The organism is Archangium primigenium (assembly GCF_016904885.1).
Taxonomy (GTDB): Bacteria; Myxococcota; Myxococcia; order Myxococcales; family Myxococcaceae; genus Cystobacter; species Cystobacter primigenius.
Genome location: NZ_JADWYI010000001.1, coordinates 6,744,047 through 6,763,844, shown reverse-complemented (window position 1 = coordinate 6,763,844; position 19,798 = coordinate 6,744,047). Strand labels below are relative to the sequence as shown.

Annotated in this window: 15 protein-coding genes and 1 pseudogene; 14 read left to right on the top strand and 2 right to left on the bottom strand. The window is 72.5% G+C overall.

Going from position 1 to position 19,798, the window contains the following annotated elements; all coding sequences use genetic code 11:
* Window positions 1–85 precede the first annotated feature (85 nt).
* Genes I3V78_RS27650 through I3V78_RS27625 form a run of 6 tightly spaced genes read left to right on the top strand, consistent with a single transcriptional unit; the run spans window position 86 to window position 6,625 of the window.
* The gene (locus tag I3V78_RS27650) at window positions 86–802 is read left to right on the top strand and encodes a YIP1 family protein (RefSeq protein ID WP_204491723.1); all 717 of its coding nucleotides are present in this window, start codon (window positions 86–88) and stop codon (window positions 800–802) included.
* A complete protein-coding gene (locus I3V78_RS27645; RefSeq protein ID WP_204491721.1) occupies window positions 799–2,121 on the top strand; it encodes a TolC family protein in 1,323 nt (440 codons plus the stop codon). The genes I3V78_RS27650 and I3V78_RS27645 overlap by 4 nt, the downstream gene beginning before the upstream one ends.
* Window positions 2,118–3,374: an efflux RND transporter periplasmic adaptor subunit gene (locus I3V78_RS27640; RefSeq protein WP_204491719.1), complete on the top strand. Its 1,257-nt coding sequence runs from the start codon at window positions 2,118–2,120 to the stop codon at window positions 3,372–3,374. The genes I3V78_RS27645 and I3V78_RS27640 overlap by 4 nt, the downstream gene beginning before the upstream one ends.
* A complete protein-coding gene (locus I3V78_RS27635) occupies window positions 3,371–4,129 on the top strand; it encodes an ATP-binding cassette domain-containing protein (protein ID WP_204491717.1) in 759 nt (252 codons plus the stop codon). Before I3V78_RS27640 ends, I3V78_RS27635 begins: the two co-directional genes overlap by 4 nt.
* A complete protein-coding gene (locus I3V78_RS27630) occupies window positions 4,126–5,358 on the top strand; it encodes an ABC transporter permease (protein WP_204491714.1) in 1,233 nt (410 codons plus the stop codon). The genes I3V78_RS27635 and I3V78_RS27630 overlap by 4 nt, the downstream gene beginning before the upstream one ends.
* A 37-nt stretch (window positions 5,359–5,395) precedes the next feature.
* Entirely contained in the window at window positions 5,396–6,625 is a 1,230-nt protein-coding gene (locus tag I3V78_RS27625) for an ABC transporter permease (RefSeq protein ID WP_204496820.1), read from the top strand.
* An 11-nt stretch (window positions 6,626–6,636) separates the two neighbouring features.
* On the opposite strand, the gene msrA is transcribed toward I3V78_RS27625, so the two are convergent.
* Complete coding sequence (msrA, locus tag I3V78_RS27620) at window positions 6,637–7,296, bottom strand: peptide-methionine (S)-S-oxide reductase MsrA (protein WP_204491712.1); 660 nt, start codon at window positions 7,294–7,296, stop codon at window positions 6,637–6,639.
* Between the two features lie 165 nt (window positions 7,297–7,461).
* Between msrA and I3V78_RS27615 the strand changes: the two genes are divergently transcribed.
* Window positions 7,462–7,731, top strand: a complete 270-nt coding sequence (locus tag I3V78_RS27615) for a hypothetical protein (protein WP_204491709.1) — start codon at window positions 7,462–7,464, stop codon at window positions 7,729–7,731.
* A gap of 15 nt (window positions 7,732–7,746) precedes the next feature.
* Here I3V78_RS27615 and I3V78_RS27610 read toward each other — a convergent pair whose 3' ends face one another.
* On the bottom strand, window positions 7,747–8,181 hold the full coding sequence (locus I3V78_RS27610; RefSeq protein WP_204491707.1) for a hypothetical protein: 435 nt from the start codon (window positions 8,179–8,181) through the stop codon (window positions 7,747–7,749).
* Window positions 8,182–8,350: 169 nt separating this feature from the next.
* Here I3V78_RS27610 and mtgA point away from each other — a divergent pair, with 169 nt between their 5' ends.
* The 7 genes and pseudogenes from mtgA (at window position 8,351) to I3V78_RS27575 (ending at window position 19,793) form a co-directional block, all read left to right on the top strand.
* The gene (gene mtgA / locus I3V78_RS27605) at window positions 8,351–9,256 is read left to right on the top strand and encodes a monofunctional biosynthetic peptidoglycan transglycosylase (RefSeq protein ID WP_275583509.1); all 906 of its coding nucleotides are present in this window, start codon (window positions 8,351–8,353) and stop codon (window positions 9,254–9,256) included.
* Between the two features lie 71 nt (window positions 9,257–9,327).
* The gene (locus I3V78_RS27600; RefSeq protein ID WP_204491705.1) at window positions 9,328–9,738 is read left to right on the top strand and encodes an SET domain-containing protein; all 411 of its coding nucleotides are present in this window, start codon (window positions 9,328–9,330) and stop codon (window positions 9,736–9,738) included.
* 81 nt (window positions 9,739–9,819) lie between these two features.
* Complete coding sequence (locus I3V78_RS27595; protein WP_204491703.1) at window positions 9,820–10,713, top strand: DUF2135 domain-containing protein; 894 nt, start codon at window positions 9,820–9,822, stop codon at window positions 10,711–10,713.
* An 8-nt stretch (window positions 10,714–10,721) separates the two neighbouring features.
* Complete coding sequence (locus I3V78_RS27590) at window positions 10,722–11,294, top strand: DUF1175 family protein (RefSeq protein ID WP_204491700.1); 573 nt, start codon at window positions 10,722–10,724, stop codon at window positions 11,292–11,294.
* Complete coding sequence (locus I3V78_RS27585) at window positions 11,291–12,853, top strand: hypothetical protein (protein WP_204491698.1); 1,563 nt, start codon at window positions 11,291–11,293, stop codon at window positions 12,851–12,853. Before I3V78_RS27590 ends, I3V78_RS27585 begins: the two co-directional genes overlap by 4 nt.
* Window positions 12,850–17,569 (top strand): annotated as a pseudogene (locus I3V78_RS27580) (alpha-2-macroglobulin family protein). Before I3V78_RS27585 ends, I3V78_RS27580 begins: the two are co-directional and overlap by 4 nt.
* Before the next feature lie 7 nt (window positions 17,570–17,576).
* Window positions 17,577–19,793 carry a SpoIID/LytB domain-containing protein gene (locus I3V78_RS27575; protein WP_204491696.1) on the top strand — a complete coding sequence of 739 codons (2,217 nt, stop codon included), beginning with the start codon at window positions 17,577–17,579 and terminating at the stop codon, window positions 19,791–19,793.
* Window positions 19,794–19,798 lie beyond the last annotated feature (5 nt).

The following is a 19,798-nucleotide window of genomic DNA, read 5'->3' as shown; positions in this document are numbered from 1 at the left end:
CCCGGACCGACGCCCCGTTGCAATGGGGGGGGCGATCGGGCGTACATCCGCATGCCGCTCCCCGTGGCCCCGTGCTCTCTTCATTATGATCTCCTTCGTTCAACCCACCCGCGTGCTGCTGGATCCCCTGGAGGGGACGCGCATCGCGGTCGAGGCTCGCCGCTGGCTCTGGCCCCTGTTGCTGCTCGTCGCGTGTGTGTCCGCTTCAGGGGTGGCCTTCGCGCTGCGCTGGAACGCGGCGCCGGCGGTGGTGCGGCAGCTCCAATCCGCGGGAGGCCTGGAGCGGATGACCGAGAGCGAGCTCTCCGAGGAGATCCAGAACGCCTCGCGCAAGGCGCTGGTGGCGGGGGTCGCCAAGGGCGTGCTCCTCATGCCGCTCTTGACGTTGGTGCTCGCGGTGGGGCTGTGGGCGTGCGCGTGGCTGCTGGACCGGCCCGCCCCGTTCGCGCGCCTGTGGTCGGCGGCGGCGCTGGCGATGCTGCCCATCGCGCTCTACCACCTCATCTTCACGCTGTGCGCGCTCGCCCAGCCCTCGCTGTCCGAGGCGCAGGTGCAGGACCTGGTGCCCTCGAGCCTGGCGGTGCTCCGGGACCTGGGGCCCAAGGTGGCGCGGGCGGCGCGGGCCGTGGACTTCTTCAACCTCTGGAGCGCGGGCCTGCTGGGCCTGGGCTTCTCGGCGGCCACGGGCATGAGCCGGGGCCGGGCGCTCGTGTTGTTCGCGCTGCTCTACATCGCCCTGGCGGGGGTGGTGTTCGTGGGGCTGCCGGGCATGGCGGCGGCCCAGGCGGGAGGTGCGGCATGAACGCGTTCCTGTTTACCGCGCTCCTGGCGGCCACGCCCATCGATCTGGAGCAGGCGCGCGCGCGCAGCCGGGAGAACACCCAGGCCCTGGTCGCCCTGCTCGAGGCGGCGAGCGCCGAGCAGGACGTGCGGGTCGCCCGTGCGTCGCTGCTGCCCCAGGTGCGCTTCAGCGCGGGCGCGCTGGCCGAGTACAACGGCCCCCAGCGCTTCTTCACGGTCGTGCCCGTGGGCGATGGCACGTTCCAGCGGCAGGTGATCGACGTGCCGGCGGCGGCCAACGCCAACTTCAGCCTGGGCCTGTCGCTCACCCAGCTCATCTATGACCGGGCCATCTGGGCGCGGCTGGATCAGAGCGGGGCGCTGTACGAGGTGCAGAAGGGGCAGGCCATCGAGCAGCGCGATGCCTCGGAGCTCGAGGGCGTGCAGCGCTTCTTCACGCTCTACCGCACCCAGGCCACCATCCAGGTGCTGGAGGCCAACGTGCGCCGCAGCGAGGAGCAGCTCGAGCGCTCGCGGGCCCTGTTCCAGGCGGGACGGGTGGGCAAGGCGGAGGAGCTCGCCGCGCAGGTGAACCTGGGCAACGATCGCATCGCCGTGGCGACGCGGGGCTCGCAGCTCGCGGCCAATCAGGTGGCGCTGGCCACGTGGCTGGCCCTGCCGGGCGCCGAGCTGGTGTCGGCGGTGGACCCCGGGGTGCTGCGCGAGACGCCCGCGCCCGCGCCCCCGCTCGCCGCCGCGCTCGACGAGGCGCGCACCCACCGGCCCCTGCTGGTGGCGCTGCGCCAGCAGCTGCGCGCGTCCGAGGCCCAGGAGCGCATCGCCCACGCGGGCTACCTGCCCCGGTTGAGCTTCCAGGCCCAGTACGGCCGCAACGGTCCCAACGCGGACGTCGTCTACCTGGAGCCCGCGCTGCAGAACTCGGTGACGGGCATCCTCTCGCTGTCGTGGGACCTGTTCAACGGCTTCTCCACCCAGGCGGCCACGCGCCGCGCCCAACTGCAGAGCAAGGCGGCCGAGCTGAACCTGCGGCAGGCGGAGCGGGACCTGGAGGGGGCGGTGCGCCAGTCGCACGCGACCGTGGAGGCGCAGATCCTCGCCACCGAGCTCGCGGCGACCAACCGCAAGGCCGCGGCCGACGCCCTGGCCCTGGCCACCGAACGCTTCAACGCCGGGGTCAGCTCGACCCTGGAGGTGCGCGACGCCCAGCTCAAGCTCACCCAGTCGGAGCTCACGCTGCTGGAGAATCGCATCGACGTGGAACTCGCCCGCTTCGCGCTGATGCGGGCCATGGGAACGCTGTACCCGGGAGAGGCTCAATGAAGTGGTGGAAGGCGGTCATCGCAGGCGGTCTGTTCGTCGGGGCGGCGGCCATCACCGTGGGGGGCTTGAAGGATCGGCCCCCGCCCTCGGTGGAGGTGCAGTTGACCAAGGCGCGCAAGGGCACCATCACGCGCACCATCACCGGCGCGGGCAAGGTGCAGTCGGCCACGACGGTGAAGATCTCCTCCAACCTCTCCGGCGACCTGGTGGAGCTGCTGGTCAAGGAGGGCATGACGGTCAAGAAGGGGCAGGTGCTCGGCCGCATCGACCGGCGCCGCTACGCGGCCGGGGTGAAGCAGGCGCTCGCCGCCCAGAACGCGGCGCGCTCGGACGCGCAGGTGACCCAGGTGGAGGCGGACCGGGCCAACGCGGACCTCGAGCGGGTGCTGGCCCTGGGGCGCAAGGAATTGGCCTCCAGCGCCGAGGTGGATCAGGCCAAGGCCCTGCGGGACTCGGCCCTGGGTCGGCTCGCCGCGGCGCAGCAGCGCCTGGCGCAGGCCTCCGCCGTGTACGAGGAGCAGCAGAGCAACCTGGAGAACACGACGCTCCTGTCGCCCATCGAGGGCACCGTCATCGAGGTGTCGCGCGAGGTGGGCGAGCGCGTGCGAGGCTCGGACCTGTCCGAGGACGTGGTGATGACCATCGCGGCGCTCAACGTCATGGAGGTGAAGTTCGAGGTGGGCGAGCACGAGGTGGTGCACCTCAAGCCCGGCCAGCCGGCGGAGATCTCCGTGGACGCGCTCGAGGGTGAGCGCTTCGAGGGCGAGGTGGTGCAGATCGCCCAGCAGGCGCTCATCAAGAACCCGGGCACCGAGGCCGAGGTGACGAGCTTCCCGGTGCAGGTGGCGCTCAGCTCGCGGCCGCCCCGGGTGTTGCCGGGCATGAGCGCCGAGGCGCGCATCTCCGCCGAGACGCACAAGGACACGGTGCTCGTGCCCATCCAGTCGGTGACGGTGCGGCCGGAGAAGTCGCTGCCGGACTTCACGCCCCCGGTGGAGGGCGGTGGCCTGGCGGCGCAGCGTCGGGGCGAGTCACTGGCCAAGGTGGTCTTCGTGGTGGACGCGGACAACAAGGCGCAGGCGCGCCGGGTGCGCACGGGCATCGCCTCGGACTCGGATCTGGAGATCCTCGAGGGCATCCAGGAGGGCGACCGCGTGGTGGAGGGGCCCTACCGCACGCTGTCCAAGGAGATCAAATCGGGAGACATGGTGCGCGAGCCGCAGCAGGGTGGCCCGGGCGGGTCCAAGTCGTGAGCCCGGCACCGGGGGCGGATCCCGCCCGGCTCATCGACCTGCGGGACGTCACGCGCGTCTTCCACGTGGGCGGCGAGGAGGTGCGCGCCTTGCGCGGCGTGTCCTTCGGCATCGCCCGGGGTGAGTGGGTGGCCATCATCGGCCAGTCGGGCTCCGGCAAGAGCACGCTCATGAACGTGCTCGGCTGCCTGGATACGCCCTCGAGCGGCAGCTACCTGCTCAACGGCAAGAACGTGTCCCACATGGTGGACGACGAGCTGGCCGTGGTGCGCAACGAGGAGATCGGCTTCATCTTCCAGACGTTCCAGCTCCTGCCGCGCGAGACGGCGCTGGCCAACGTGGAGCTGCCGCTGGTGTACCGGGGCATCGGGCCCAAGGAGCGGCGGGAGCGGGCGCGCGCGGCCCTGGCCAAGGTGCAGCTGGAGCACCGCATGCACCACCGGCCCAACGAGCTGTCCGGCGGTCAGCGCCAGCGCGTGGCCATCGCCCGGGCGCTGGTGGCCGAGCCGTCCATGCTCCTGGCCGACGAGCCCACGGGCAACCTGGACTCGGCCACGGGCGAGGAGATCGTCCGCCTGTTCGAGGAGCTGCACCGCGCGGGCAACACGCTGGTGCTCGTCACGCACGAGCCGAAGCTGGCGGCGCGCTGTCCGCGGGCCATCCGCCTGAGTGACGGGCATGTGGTGGCGGACGGGCCGGGGCGCGACGTGGCCCTGGGCGGGGACGCGCACGGCCTGGCCGCGGGGGGCGCATGAACCGGGTGGTCCGCGTGGACGTGCTGGAGGGGGCGCGCATCGCGCTCTTCTCGCTCAAGAGCAACCGCATGCGCACGGTGCTCACCACGGTGGGCATCGGCATCGGCGTGGCCACGCTGCTGGCCATCGTCGGCATCATCCAGGGGCTCAACGCCTCCTTCGACAAGCAGCTGGCGTCCATGGGCACCAACACGCTCTACGTCTCCAAGTTCCCCTGGGTGATGAAGGGCGACTGGTGGCAGTTCCGCAACCGCAAGAACTTCACCCTGGGCCAGGTGGATCAGATCCGCTCGCAGTTCACGTACATGTCCGGGCTCGCCCCCATGGTGGCCCGCGCCGGGGACGTGTCCTTCAATGGCGAGCAGCTCTCCATGGTGGACGTCACCGGCACCACGTCCGAGTACATCAGCGTCGCCTCCTACCAGGTGCTCTCGGGCCGTCCGCTCACGGATGGGGACGACGCCATGTCCCGGCCGGTGGCGGTCATCGGCGCCACGGTGGCGGCCAACCTCTTTCCCGGCGGGCTGGATCCCATCGGGCGCACCATTCGCATCGACGGGCGACCCTTCCAGGTGGTGGGCACGCTCGCGCCCAAGGGCAAGCTGCTGGATCGGGATCAGGACCTGACCGTCCTGGTGCCCTTCAAGACGTTCTACGCGTCCTTTGGCCGGCGCAGCTTCAGCATGGCCATCTCCATCAAGAGCACCGAGGACATGCGCAAGGCGGAGGATCAGCTCGTGGGCATCCTGCGGCGCGTGCGGGGCACGCCTCCGGGCCAGCCGGACGACTTCTCCATCAACCGGCCGGAGATGCTGGCCCAGACGTACGAGCAGCTCACCGGCGCGCTCTACGGCGTGGCGGTGGGCGTGGGCTTCATCACGCTCCTGGTGGGCGGTATCGGCATCATGAACATCATGCTGGTGTCGGTGCGCGAGCGCACCCGGGAGATCGGCATCCGGCGCGCCCTGGGCGCGCGCAAGCGCACCATCGTGTTGCAGTTCCTCATGGAGGCCTCCGCGGTGTCCGCGCTGGGCGGCCTTTTGGGCACGATCGTGGGACTGGGCACGGCCAAGGTGCTCTCGCTCGTCACGCCCCTGGCCGCGGACGTGCGCTGGAGCACGGTGGCCGGCGGGGTGGGGTTCGCCGCCTTGGTGGGTCTGTTGTTCGGCATCTGGCCGGCGGCGCGCGCCGCCCAGTTGGATCCCGTGGAAGCCCTTCGCTACGAATGAGCACGCCCCCATGAGCCGACGACGCTTTCAATCCTCCGTGCTCGCGGCGCTGGACAACCTCCGGCTCGCGATGGGGACCTTCCTGGGCAACCCCCTGCGCACCCTGCTCACGCTGCTGGGCATCATCATCGGGGTCACCACGGTCATCGCCATGATGGCGCTCATCGAGGGCCTGCGCATCAAGGTGAACCGGGACCTGTCGTTCCTCGGCGCCAACACCTTCTCGGTGAGCAAGTGGCCCTCGGGGTTCGGCCGCTTCAACTGGCGCATGTACGCCAAGCGCCAGAACTTCACGCTCGAGGACGCGCGCGCCATCCTGGAGGTCTGCCCCTCGGTGGCGCAGGTGTCCGGCTCGGACAGCGAGGGCGGCCAGCGCATCTCCACCGCCACCCTGGAGACGCGCCCCGGGGTGAGCGTCACGGGCGCCACGGCCGAGTACGTGGAGACGAGCGGCGTCACGGTGGCCGCGGGCCGCTTCTTCGGCTCCATGGATCAGGAGGACGGCCGGGCGGTGGCGGTGCTGGGCATGGACGTGGTGGACACGCTCTTTCCGGGCTCGGATCCCGTGGGCCAGCAGGTGCGCATCAAGGGCCGGCCCTTCACGGTGGTGGGCGTGCTGCAGCGGCGCGGCAGCTTCCTGGGCATGATGAGCATGGACAACGAGGTCATCGTCCCGCTGCGCGCCTACGGCGGGCTGTATGGCACGAAGAGCTCGCTGGAGCTGGCGGTGCAGGCCACCTCGCCCGAGCTGCTGCGCAAGGCCCAGGACGAGGTGTCCTTCCTCATGCGGCGCCGGCGGGACGTGGCGCCGCTCGCGCCCAATGACTTCGAGGTGAGCACCAACGAGTCCATGACCGCGACGTTCAACAACCTCTCCCAGGTCATCACCATCGCGAGCTTCGGCGTGTGCCTGCTGTCGCTCGTGGTGGGCGGCATCGGCATCCTCAACATCATGCTGGTGTCGGTGACGGAGCGCACCCGGGAGATCGGCGTGCGCAAGGCGCTGGGCGCGCGCAAGAGCCGCATCCTCGGCCAGTTCGCCACCGAGGCCGTGCTGATGGCCCTGCTGGGCGGCGCGCTCGGCGTGGGCCTGGGCTACGGGCTGGCCTTCCTCGCGCGCTGGATGCTGGGCTTCAACACCGTGGTGCCCCCGTGGGCGGTGGCGCTCTCCCTGGGCATGAGCTCCGGCGTGGGCCTCCTCTTCGGCATCTACCCGGCGGCTCGCGCCGCGCGGTTGGATCCCGTGGAGGCCATGCGCTCGGACTAGGCCCGGCGACCTCAGGACGCCGTGGTGAGCCCCACCGGGCAGCTCACGCCGGTGCCCCCCAGGCCGCAGTACCCGTTGGGGTTCTTGGCCAGGTACTGCTGGTGGTACTCCTCGGCGTAGAAGTACTCGGGCGCCTGGCGCACTTCCGTGGTGATGGGGCCGAAGCCGGCCGCGCTCAGCCGCTGCTGGAAGGCCTCGCGCGAGGCCTCCGCCTGCCGCCGCTGCGCCTCCGTGGTCCAATAGATGGCCGAGCGGTACTGGGTGCCCGCGTCGTTGCCCTGGCGCATGCCCTGGGTGGGATCGTGGTTCTCCCAGAAGACCTTCAAGAGCGTCTCGAAGGAGACCTTCTGGGGATCGTACACCACGCGCACCACCTCGGTGTGGCCGGTGCGTCCGGAGCACACCTCCTCATAGGTGGGGTTGGGCGTGAGGCCTCCCGCGTAGCCCACCGAGGTGGAGTACACGCCGGGCACCTGCCAGAACTTGCGCTCGGCGCCCCAGAAACAGCCCAGGCCGAACTCCACCTGCTCCAGGCCCTCGGGGAAGGGGGCCTCCAGGTGCGCGCCGTTGACGTGGTGCTTCGCGGGAACCGGCATCCGGGAAGAACGGCCCTTGAGGGCCTCCTCGGGCGTCGGCAGCTTCTCTTTGTGCGGATTCAGGATTCGCCACATGCGCGTGAATCTAACGTCGGGGCGGAGCGCGCGCTGGGATTGTGGCCGCCCCCTCGGCCGAGGGGGCGGCGGGAGAACCCCTCGGGTCGGGTGGCCGATTTCTTCCCGGAGCGTGTTGTTCCGAGGGCAACGCACGACGGGCGCCTGCGCTACACTGGGCCGGAGATGACCGCCCCCGCCCCCGAATCCCCCGAGTCGGCCTCCGACGAGCGTCCCCGACTCCTCATCAATGGGGAGCCGGTGCGTCCCGAGGACCTGAATCGGGCCCTGTCCGCCGCGGTGCAGCGGCGGCTCGACGTGAAGGCGGCGGAGTCCCCGAGCGTGGCCTCGCGCCGGCGGGCGCGGCGGCTGCGGACCGCGCCCCTCGGCCGATGGGCCCTGCTCGGGGGCGTGGTGCTGGTGCTCCTCGCCGTGTGGAGGCTGTGGGCGCGCTGACGGCGCCCGGGGGGCTCACGTCGATTCGCAGCCGCAGCCGCACGCGTCGCTGAAGAAGTTGCGCTTGTCCGCGTTCTCCTCGCCCGGGGGCGGGCAGGCGAAGCGCACGCGCATGCACTCCTCCGGCGAGCGCGCCACGTAGTGCCGGCGCTTGTCGTCGCAGCGCGGCTCCTGGGGGTTCTGGTCGCCCTCTTGCTGGCAGATGCCGGAGCAGTCGGCCCCCCCTTGCTTGGGGTCGCACGAGTCCGAGGGATCGTCCACGCACACCAGGGGCTCGGGACAGGGCAGGCCGGCGAAGCCTCCACACATCCGCGCCTTCTGCTGCGCCTCGGCGTCCTTGGGCTGCTCCGCCTGGAGCGCGGCCTCCGTGGCCGTCTTGTTTCCCGCGCAGCCCACGCCGCCCATCAGGCCTCCCAGCACCACCAGACTCCACACCGCGTTGCGCACCATCCACACCTCCTCAAGTGTCGTGGCTGGGGAGTTTCGGTCGTGCCTCGCGGACGGGGAAGAGGGAAGGCGAGCGGACGAGCGTCCGGAGGCTCGTTCCACAGGTGTGAGCGCGCCGCACTCGGGGGTGAATTTGGACTCGCTCCCTCTTCGGGTTAGAGGGAGGGCGCGCATGAGCACCCGGACGATGAAGGTGAAGCAGGGGAACACGGGCAAGACGAAGCAGGTGCCCGCGAAGGCGGCCAAGGGCGGCAAGGGCGGTGGGAAGGGCAAGGCGGCCACGGCCTCGAGCGGGGGCGGGTGGGGGCGCCGCCTGGCGATGGGGCTCTTCCTGGGACTGGTGGTGTTCGTCTCCTACGAGTACGCGCGACTGCCGGACGCCACGGCGCTGCTCAAGGAGAACCCGAAGACGACGGCGCTCATCGATCAGCGGGCCGAGGAGGCCCGGGAGCAGGGCCACAAGGCCCGGCGCCGTCAGTCCTGGGTGGGCCTGTCCGCCATCTCCAAGCCGGCCATCGACGCGGTGCTCCTGTCCGAGGACGCGAGCTTCTACCTGCACGAGGGCGTGGACACGAAGGAGTTGGAGAACGCCATCCAGGAGGCCATCCGTCAGGGCAAGCTGGGCCGGGGCGCCTCCACGCTCACCCAGCAGCTGGCCAAGAACCTGTGGCTGTCCACGGATCGCAGCCTGCTGCGCAAGGCCAAGGAGCTGCTGCTCACCCGTCGCCTGGAGGAGGCGCTGCCCAAGAACCGGATCCTCGCGCTGTACCTGAATGTCGTGGAGTGGGGGCCGGGCGTGTACGGCATCGACGCGGGCGCGCGCGAGCACTTCGGCATTCCCGCCTCCCAACTGTCCGCGGCCCAGGGGGCCCTCCTGGCGGCCATGCTGCCCGCGCCGCGCAAACGCTCGGTGACCTCGGGCTCTCCGGCGCTCAAGAAGCGGGCCCATTGGATCATCGATCAAATGCAGGCGGTGCGGCGGCTGAGCGCGGCCCAGGCCCAGGCCTCCCACGCGGAGATCGATCAAATCCTCGGAGGTCGAAAGACCGGCGGGGACGAGGACGACGACGGCGCGTGACCTGTACCCGGGTGCGGGACGCGGGGGATGATTATTGTCCGGGGTGTCACTTCACGCGGCACCCACGCGCCATGAACAACCCGGATTTCGACCGCATCATCGCCGACAACCAGTACCACCCCAACGTCGAGTGGCGGGTCGTTCCGGGGAAGGGACGCGGGGTCTTCGCGCGCAAGGCCCTGCGCAAGGGCGCGCTCGTGGAGTGGGCGCCCATCAGCCGCTTTCCCGCCAGCGATCTCAAGCACCAGGACCACCGAGAGAGCCAGGCGCTGCACCACGTCTTCACCTGGAGCGACGAGCCGGGCCGGGAGAAGGCCTACGCCTGGGGACTGCTCGCGCTCTACAACCACTCGGACATGCCCAACGTGGAGTTCCGCGATGGGCCCATCCCCGAGTCGGGCGCCGCCTTCGCGCTGCGCGACATCGCGGCGGGCGAGGAGCTGTGCATCGACTACGGCTACACGTGGTTCAAGACGAAGTAGCCCCCGGGGCGTGAAGTCCTTGAAACGCGGCGGGCTCCTGCCGCAGGCTGGGCGCTTCCCTCCACCAGGACGCGCCCTCCGATGCTGCCTGTACTGCTGGCCGCGCTGCTCTCCCAGGCCCCGACTCCCGCCGCTCCCCGCCAGCAAGGCGTCCCCATCGGCAAGGGGAAGACTCCGGCCACGGTGCGGCTGAGCGCGCCCCGGGGCGGCTGGACGGTGGACCGGATGCTGCTCGTGGAGGGCACCGTCAGCGACACCACCATCGATCCCGTGGTGCTCTCCATCAACGGCGACCGCTACCTGATGCGCACGTACAACGGGCGCTTCCAGCGCAAGTTCCCCGCCGCCAGCGGCAAGAACGTCGTCACCGTCATGGCCACCAACCAGGGCGGCACCACGCGCACCCAGGCCACCAGCTACGCGCAGATTCCCCCCGTGCCGCTCAAGACGATCCTCACCAGCGACACCGAGGGCGTCTACACGGACCTGCACATCTACGAGCCCACCGCGGACAGCGTCACGCCGGGCACGGGCGGCGCGCCCTCCACGCTCGACGTGAAGAAGATGGCCCACGTGTACTGGGCCGACACCGAGAGCCCCAGCGGCGGCACCTTCTTCCTCAACGCCCAGGGCGACACGGCCTACGACGATCCGGCCTACGGGCCCTACCTCTACGTGCACCGCGCGCCGCCCCGGGGCCTGTACCTCATCGCCACCAACTACTGGCCCAGCGGCGACAAGGCCCACACCGTGGCCACGCTCAACGTGGTGCTCTACGAGGGCACGCCCCAGGAGACGCGCCGCATGGTGCGCGTGCCGCTGGCCACGCCGGGCACCACGCGCGTGCTCGCGTGGGTGAACGTGCTCGGCGACGGCAAGGCCGAGGTGTACGTGCCCGGGCAGGACGCCATGCCCAAGGGCGCCTTCTGGCCCGGCAACCTCGACGCCGCCGTGAAGGGCCTGTCGAGCTACTGACGCCCACCATGCCCTCGCTCCTGCTCGTCCTGCTGCTCCAGGCCGCTCCGGCGGACGTGTCCGAGCTCGCGCTCCGGCGCGAGGTGGCGCGGCTGGCGCTCGCCCAGGTGCGGCAGATGGACGAGCGGTGGCAGCCCGAGCAGCGCGACTGCGCGGGGCTCGTGCGCTTCGTCTATCGGGAGGCCTACCGCCGCTGGCGGCCCGAGCGGCTCGCCACGCCGCTGTGGCTCGGGCCGCGCGGCGAGCCGAGCCACTTCGCGGACGCGGAGACGCTGCTCGCCCATGGCTTCGTCCGGCTCGGCCGGGACGAGGCCACGCGCGAGTCCCTGCGCACGGGCGACCTGGTGGCCTTCCGGCAGGAGCGCGACGCGGGTCCCCTGTTCCACCTGATGCTCGTGGTGCGCCCGGAGGACAAGGCCCATGCCCCCGCGCGCGTCATCTACCACCCGGGCGAGAAGGGGGCCGCGGTGCGCACCGGCCTCCTGCCCTCGCTCGTCACCGAGGCGCCCCTGGAGTGGCGTCCGGTCCCCCAGAACACCGCCTTCCTCGGCTTCTTCCGCTTCAAGGAGTGGACGCGATGAACCCTCCCTTTCCCCCTCCGCCCCGACAGGGCACCTCCCGGGCCCTGCTCGTGGGGCTGGGCATCGCCATGCTCGTCGTGGTGCTCGTGGTCGCCTTCGTGATCGGACGCCACTCCGCGGATCCCTCGACGGATTCGGGCCCGGTGGCGCCGACCGACGGAGGCACGTCCGCCGCCCGTCCCGTGCCGGCGCTGCAGGCCCTGCCCCCCGCCACCCTCACGCCCCAGCCCATGTCGGTGCCCGACGAGGCGGTGCGCCCGGCGTTCTGGGTGGACGTGTACTCGCCGGCCAAGGTGCGCGAGGCGCTCGCGGGCAACGCCTGGGTGCGCGAGCAGTTGCAGAAGCCGCTGGGCCAGGGCTTCGTGGGCGGCTGGGCGGCGATGTTCTCCTCGCGGGGCGAGGACCTGGGCGGCGCCTTCAAGGGCGCGCTGATCGACGTGATGAGCGGCCAGCTCCTGTCCGCGCCCTTCCGGGTGGTGTGGTTCTCCGGCAACCCGCGCACGGGCACGCCCGCCATCATCGTCCCCCAGCCGGGCAACACCGCCATGGCCAGCTTCGACTCGCTCAACGGCGTCTTGCGCCGCGGCGTGCTGGAGGCCAAGACGTGTCCGGGCGGGCAGGGGGACGTGCCCGCCGAGGGCTTCCAGGTGCAGCGCTGGCTCGTGGCCGAGCAGCCCTTGTGGGTGGCCAAGGGCCGGGAGCGGCTGGTGTTCGGCCGCTCGGCGACCGTGGTGCTGCAGGGCCTGTGTGAGCCGCGCCTGGATCTGGAGGCGCCTCGGGACGTGGACGTGGAGCTGGGCTTCGCCCCGGAGGTGATCGGCCGCGAGGCGCAACTGCTCACGCACGTGGTGGGGGTGACGCAGGGCGTGCGCCTGCAGTTCGCCGTCCAGGGCCAGCGCCTGGTGGCGCGGGGCATCACCGGCTCGGTGGTGGACGAGCCCCGCCTGGACAGCGCGCCCCTGTCCGACGCGCTGCTCAAGCTGGTGCCCGAGGACACGCCCGTGCTGCTCACGCTCCAGCTCAAGCTGCCGGACACGCTCGAGGCGAGCGCCCTGCAGCAGTACTGGTCGGGCCAGGGCTTCCCGGGCAACGTGCGCACGCGCCAGGTGGCGCTCGTGTGGACGCCCCGGGGCGATGCGTCCCTGCCCACCGAGGTGGCCGTGCTGTGGGGTCGGCCCGAGGACGCGGCGGCGCTCGGGCAGATGTTCTCCGGGCCCAACCGGATGGAGACCGCGACGCTGTGTGGCCACCACGTGCTGGCCTCCACGCCCGCGGTGCTCGCGCGGCTGCGCAAGGCGTGCGAGGGCGGAACCCCCAACCTGCTCAGCGCCGCGGGGCCGGTGGTCGAGGGCCTGCGCGCCCAGGGCTCCGTCGCCTTCGGCCTGCACCTGGGCCGGCTGCTCGGCGGGCTCATGGCGGATGGGTACAAGTCGCTGGGCTCCGCGGCGATTCCGGCGGAGATCGAGGCGGCGAAGCGGGACGTGGAGACGCTGCCGTACATCGGCCTGCGTGGCACCGTGGATGGCAACCGGCTGGTTCCGGGAGGGTTTGGCTCATGAGGAATTCCGCTCGTTTCGCGCTGCTGGCCGCGCTCGTCCTCGCGGGGGTGGCCAGCGCCAAGCCCCTCTACATCACCGTGCCGCGCGCCTATGGCCCCGGGGAGCCCGTGGGCGTGGACGTGGCCTTCGAGAGCAAGGGCCCGGTGCAACTGCGCGTGCTCAAGCCCGCCAGCACGGAGGCCTTCATCCGCGCCCAGGGCGACATCCGCCGCGCATATGACGCACCCCCGGTGTTGCCCAACCCCGGCAACGCGCTGAGCCGCGGCCTCAACGCCACGCGCGCGCCGGGCACCTTCCTGCTCTTCGCCCTGGGCACCCCGTTCCGCGACGCCGTGGCGCCGGGCCTGCCCAAGCGCGAGCCGCCCCCGCCGGGCCAGGCCCTGGCGCGCGTGGCCGAGGGCCAGGAGAAGCTCGTGGGCGTGCCCGCCGGGTTCTCGGTGGTGCGCAGCCAGTGGCTCAACCTGGACCTGGGCGGCGCGGACCGCGACTTCAACGTCCCGGGCTTCGACACCTCCTATTACGAGAGCGGCTACCAGGAGCGTCACCTGGAGCTCGCGCCCCTGCCGCCCGGCACCTACCTCTTGCAGCTCGTGCAGGGCAAGGTGGAGGGCCAGGTGCTGCTCGTGGTGACGGACCTCACCGTGCAGCTCAAGCAGACGGATGGGCAGGTGCTGGTGCGCGTGGCGGGGCGGGATCAGCAGCCGCGCGCGGGCGCCCAGGTGCGGGTGTATCCTGCCCGGCGGCAAGGGCCCCACCGGCACCACCGATGCCCAGGGCGAGGTGACGCTCGCCGTCCAGGAGCCGCGCCTCATCGCCACGGCGAGCGTGGGCGAGGACACGGCGCTCGTGGACACGGACTTCTACTCGTCGCTCGCGGTGGCGCCCGACGTGTTCATCTACAGCGACCGGCCCGTGTACAAGCCCGGGGACGAGGTGAAGTTCCGCGGGCTCGTGCGCCAGCCGGACAGCTACCTGGCGCGCCTGTTCACCCCCCGGCGGCGCGAGGTGGCGGTGAAGCTCGTGTCGGCCGAGGGCCGTGAGGTGCGTACCCAGGCCAAGGTGGACGAGTTCGGCGCCTTCCACGGCGGCATGACGGTCCCCGTGGACCTGGCCACCGGCGTGCTGCGCGTGCAGGCGGAGCTGGACACGCAGCCGCACCAGGGCGAGGCGCGGGTGCAGGACTACGTGAAGCCCACGTTCTACCTGGAGCTGCAGCCGGACAAGGAGACGGTGGTGCCGGGCGAGACGCTGCACGCCACCGTGCGCGCGCGGCGCTTCGCGGGCGGCGTGCCGGCGGGGGCGCGCTACGAGGTGTTCCTCTACCGCTCGCTGCTGGACTCGCCGGCGTGGGTGGATGACGCGGGCCTGGGCGGGCAGGGCAGCGCGGTGACGTACGGCAGCGCGTCCACCACCGAGGGTCGCCTGAGCGTGCCCGAGCGCCTGTACTCCACCGTGGTCGAGCGCGAGGCGTTCGAGGATCCGTGGGCGAGCGCGCCGGTGTTCGACGCGGAGGGCAACGCCGTCATCGACATCCCCGTGCCGGCGCTCGCCGAGGGCGAGGATCGGCTGCCCTACCGCTACACGCTCACGGTGCGCGCGCGGGACGATCAGAAGACGTTCGCCAACGCGAGCGCCGCCTTCTTCCTGTCCAAGGTGGAGGTGCTGGGCACGGCGCGCTTCTCGGCGGCGGTGGTGAAGAAGGGCGCCGAGGCGCAGCTGAACCTGCGCGCGAGCACCCTGTCGGGCAAGGTCTACGGGGCCACGCAGGGCCAGGTGGAGTTCGTGCTGCGCCGGGCGGACGGAAGCGAGAAGAGCCTGGGCACGCGGAGCTTCATCACGGCGGCCAACGGCGTGGCGCGCGAGAAGGTGCCCACCGCGGACGTGGGCACGGTGCTGGCGCGCGTGACGATCAAGGACAAGGGCGGCGGCGTTTGGAAGGGCGAGGAGCAGACGCTCGTCATCGGCAGCGCGCAGGAGCCCGTGGCCCAGGTGCCCACGCTGACGCTCTCCGCGCTCGCGGGCACGCTGGCGCCGGGAGACACCGCGCAGCTCGTGGGCCTGCTGCCCCAGGGCTGGGGTCCGGGCGGCAAGGACGCGGGCCCGGTGTGGGTGACGTTCTCGGGCGCGGGCCTGTATGGCACCCAGCTCGTGTCGCTCCAGGGCCGCACGCTCGTGCACGAGTTCCCCGTGGAGAAGCGCTTCGGTGGCGCCGTGTACGCCTCCGTCGCGTACCCCACGGCCACGGGCCGCTGGGAGGAGCGCACGGTGGGCTTCCGCATCGTCCCCACCGAGCGCACGCTCACCGTGTCCCTGCAGCCCCGCCGCGCCGAGGCCACGCCGCTCACCGAGCAGGTCATCGACGTGCGGGTGACGGACCACGCGGGCCAGGGCCTAGTGACGCAGCTGTCCGTGGGCGTCGTGGACAAGGCCGTCTACGCCATCCAGAGCGAGTTCCGTCCCAAGGTGCTCGACTTCTTCTACCCGCCGGGCCGCGACAACGTGGCCACCTTCTTCTCCGCCGAGTTCCAGGGCTACGGCTATGGCGAGGCCCTGGCGCGCAAGCTGTCGGGTCTGCCTGACCATGCCTTCGCCTCCATCAAGCCGCCCACGCGTCAGGCGCGGGACTTGGAGCGCGATACGGCCTTCTGGAGCCCCACCGTCGTCACGGATCGCGATGGCCGGGCCACGGTGCGCTTCAAGCTGCCCTCCAACCAGACGCTCTGGGTGGTGACGGGCGTGGCGGCGGACACGTCGGGCCGCTTCGGCGAGGGCACGGCGGAGTTCGCCACCCGGGGCGGTCTCAACCTGTACGCGGCGCTGCCCCAGTTCCTGCGCCAGGGGGACGAGGCGCTCGCGTCGGTGCGTCTGTCCGCGGGCGAGGCCTCCACGGGGGAGCAGCGGCTGGGCGTGCGGCTCGCGGCGGCGGGCGTGCTCGCGCCGGCCGAGGACAAGCGCCAGGTGACGCTCGCCCAGGGCGGCGAGCAGGTGCTGCCCCTCACCCTCAAGGCCCAGGGCGCGGGAGAGGCCGTGCTGTCGGTGGAGGTGACGGGCGGCAAGGAGCCCCTGCGTGACCGGCGCGGGGTGCAGGTGCGGCCCGGCGCGCTGGAGGAGCCGGTGCGGGTGTCGGCCTGGGGCGGCGGGGAGTTGTCGCTGCCCGTGGCGGCGAGCGCGCGCGTGGCCGGCGCGGAGCTGCTGCTCCAGCCCTCGCTCGTGGACGCGGCGCTCTCCAACGTGCGCGAGCTGCTGTCCTACCCGTACGGGTGCCTGGAGCAGCTCGTGTCCACCACGGTGCCCAACGTGGCGCTGTACCAGACGCTCCAGAAGGCGGGCTCGCTCGAGGCGTTGGATCCGGACAGCCAGGCGCTGCTCGCCGAGGCCCGCAGCCGCGCGGTGCAGGGCATGGCGCGCATCCTGGACCTGTCCGTCAAGGGCGGCGGTTTCACGTGGTTCAGCGGCTACAGCACCGCGGACGTGCCCATGACGCTCATCGCCCTGGACGGCTTGGCCTACGCGGTGGAGGCGGGGCTCGTGGAGCGCAACGACGCGCGCATCACCGACGGCCTGCGCTGGCTGGAGGCCCAGGAAGGCCTGCCCTTCGAGTGGGAGGCCACGCGCGCCTGGGTGCTCGCGCGGCTGGACGGCCCGCGGCAGGCGGCCCGGGTGCGCGCGCTGGTGCAGGCGGCGCCCGCGGGGGACCTGTACCCGCTGGCGCTCGCGGTGCTCGCGGCGGAGAAGGCGGACGTGATGAAGGAGCCCGCGCTCAAGGGCCGCATCGACGAGTTGGTGGCCCAGAGCAACGAGGGCTTCGTCACGCTCGCGAAGATGCCCGCGCCGAGCGACGCCCTGTGGCGCTACCCGCTGCGCCGCGTGGGCCTCTCGGCGATCCTCGCCCACGCGGCCTCCTTCGGAAAGCTGGACGTGGACAAGGCGCGCCGGCGGCTGCTGGAGGCGCTAAGCGAGCCGGACCTGTCCACCTTCGATCGGAGCACGGCGCTCCTGCACTCCCTGTGGCTCATCGAGCGCGACGCCAAGGCCTTCAAGAAGCTCACGCCGCCGGAGGTGACGGGGGCCGAGGGGCCGGTGCGCTTCGTGCCGCGGGGCATGGGCCTGGTGGCGGTGCTCGGGCCCGGCACGCGCGCGGTGCGGGTGGCGGACTTCCAGGGCGTGGCGACGCTCCGGGGCCAGGCGGCCACGCCGTTCGCGGACGTGAAGCCCGTGGCCGAGGGCATGAGCCTCACGCGGCGCTACTACGTGCTGCGCGAGAGCGGCAAGGTGCCGCTCGAGGCCGGTACGGGCGTGAGCCAGGGCGAGCACGTGTACGTGGAGCTGACGCTGGACGCCCAGGGCGACAACCGCAACCGCTCGGCCTACTACGTGGTGGAGGACGCGGTGCCGGCGGGCTTCGTGCCGCTCGTGGAGGACAAGGAGTTCCGCGGGCCGCCCCACGCGCTGCCGCTCGCGCCCGAGTCGCTCAAGCGCCGCGCGCTCAGCCCCGAGCGCGCCACCTTCTTCTTCGAGGAGCCCACGTGGTGGAGCGACAGCGCGCGCACGGTGGGCTACGTGATGCGGGCGCAGTTCGCGGGCAGCTTCGCGGCGCCGCCCGCCTTCATCGAGGACATGTACGTGCCGTCCATTCGCGGCCGCACGGGCGCGGACGTGGTGAAGGTGGTGTCGTCGGGCAAGGACGCGGATGGCGTGGGGCAGGGCGGTTGGTGACGAGGTGATGGGGTGGGCCGCCGTGACGGCCGTGCTGGTGGCGGCCACTCCCGTCTTCATCACCCGGGGAGATCTGACGCCCGAGGCCGCGCTGCGCGCCGAGGCGGACGAGGCCTGGCGGGCGCTGGAGGCCCGCTACGTGGCCGAGGCGGGCGGCGCGCCGGAGCGGGCACCGGCCACCCTCACCCTGCGGCGGGGCGAGGGGCTGTTGCCCTCACGCGACGGGCAGGGGCGGCCGGGCGTGGTGGAGCTGCGGCAGGGCTCGCCCGGGGTGCTGGACGCGCGGCTGCGCCGGGCCCTGCGGCACGAGCTGGCGCACCAGCTCTTGTGGTGGGCGTGTCCGGCCTCGTCGGAGGATCGGCTCTTCCACGAGGCCTTCGCGCTGGCGGTGAGCGGTGAGCTGGCCGAATGGCGCGAGGCCCCATACCAATCGTTGGCGAGCGCCACGGAGGTGCTCACGCGGCTGCCCGAGGTGGACACGCCCCGGGCGCGGCGGGCCCTGGCGCGGGTGCTCACCGAGGACACGGGCTTTCCCCGGGCGCTGACGCGGCGGCTGCGCCAGTGCCACCGGGGCACGCGCTGGACGGTGCCCCTGTCCGTGGAGGAACTGGCGGGCGTGGGCGCGCGCGCGGTGGCCTCGGCCACGGTGGTGCTCAGTCGGCACTCGGGCGAGGTGTTGCTGTCCGAGGGGGACGTGCGCGCGGCGATGCCCTACGGCTCGACGCTCAAGCCCTTCGTGGTGGCGGCGAGCCCCACGCCCCCGCCCGTGCTGCCCGCGCGCGGGGACGCGGCCGAGTGGGCCTGTGGCGAGGGCCGGCCCGCGCGTCTGGACGCACGCGAGGCCCTGCTGCGCTCCTGCAATGGGTACTTCCTGGACTGGGTGGGGAAGGGGAGCGCGCCCGAGGGTTTTGGCCCCTGGGGTCCGGTGCTCGCGGCGGTGGGCCTGTCGGGCGAGCCCCTGGACATGGCGGACGCCATCGGCCTGCGCTCGAGCCTCCACCTGTCGGCGTGGGGCCTGGCCCAGGCGTACCGGCTGCTCGCGGAGGCGCGTCCGGACGTGCTGGAGGTGCTCGGGGACAGCGCCGCGCGGGGCACGCTGGCGGGGCTGCCCGTGTCGGGCGCGCTCGGCGGGGTGGCGGCGAAGACGGGCACGGTGCGCGACGCGGAGAGCCGGCCGGTGCTCGGGTGGATCGTCGCGGTGGACGCGGACGTGGTGGTGGTGCTGGCGCGGCCGGGACGCATGCCCCGGGCCTTCGCCCAGGAAGTGCCCGACGTACTCGCCCGGGTGCGGCGGATGCGCGCGGGCCTGGAGGCCGCGCGGGTGCAGGTGCTGGGGTTGGTGGCGCCGGACGTGCTGGAGGCGCGCTGCCGGGGCATGGGCTTCGTCCTGGAGGGCGGGGTGCCCCGGACGGTCGGCGCGGAGTTCACCCGGCTGGCGCCGCTCGTGGCCCGGGGGCCCGCGGTCTGCCTGGGCAGCCCCTGGCGCGTGCGGCTGCCCGAGGCCCCCGAGGGGCGCGACTACGCGGGGGTGTTCTCGTGGTCCCCGCCGCCGCCCTACGTGCCCCCCGCGGGCGTGCCCACGAGCCCCTCGGCGCTCAAGGCGCGGCGAGGCTCGGACGTGCTCTTTCGCACCACACGCGCGCAGTACACGGCCGGCGTGGTGACGGCGGAGGACGCGGCGCTCAAGGGGGAGGCGCGCGTGGCGCTCGCGCGGGTGGTGGCGCACGACGAGCGCCAGGGAGACAGCCGCCATCCCGGTCGGCCCGTCTGCGACACGACGCACTGTCAGGCCTTCCGAGGCACCGTCCGGGTACAGCCCGAGGACGAGCGCGCCCTCAGGGCCCCGGCCTTGCCGTGGAAGGGCTGGCTGCCGTTCTCGCGGGGGGGCACGGCGCCCTGGCGGGAGGAGCGCTCGCGGGCCCAGGTGGAGGCGGTGCTCGGACGGGGGGCGACGGCGGTGCGCTTCGCGGAGGGCCGGGTGCACTTCCTGCGCACGCGCGGCGAGGGCGGTGCCGTGTTCGACGCGCCGGAGCAGCTGCCCTGCGAGGTGCTGCGCTCGGCGCTCAAGCTGCCCGCGTGTCCCCGGACGGCGGTGTCCGAGGGCACGCGGGTGGTGTTCGAGGGCCAGGGCCAGGGTCACGGCGAGGGGCTCGACGTGGAGGCGGCCAAGGCCCGGGGCTGGAGCCACGAGCGCCTGTTGGAAGACGCCTATGGCTCCCGGTGAGGCGC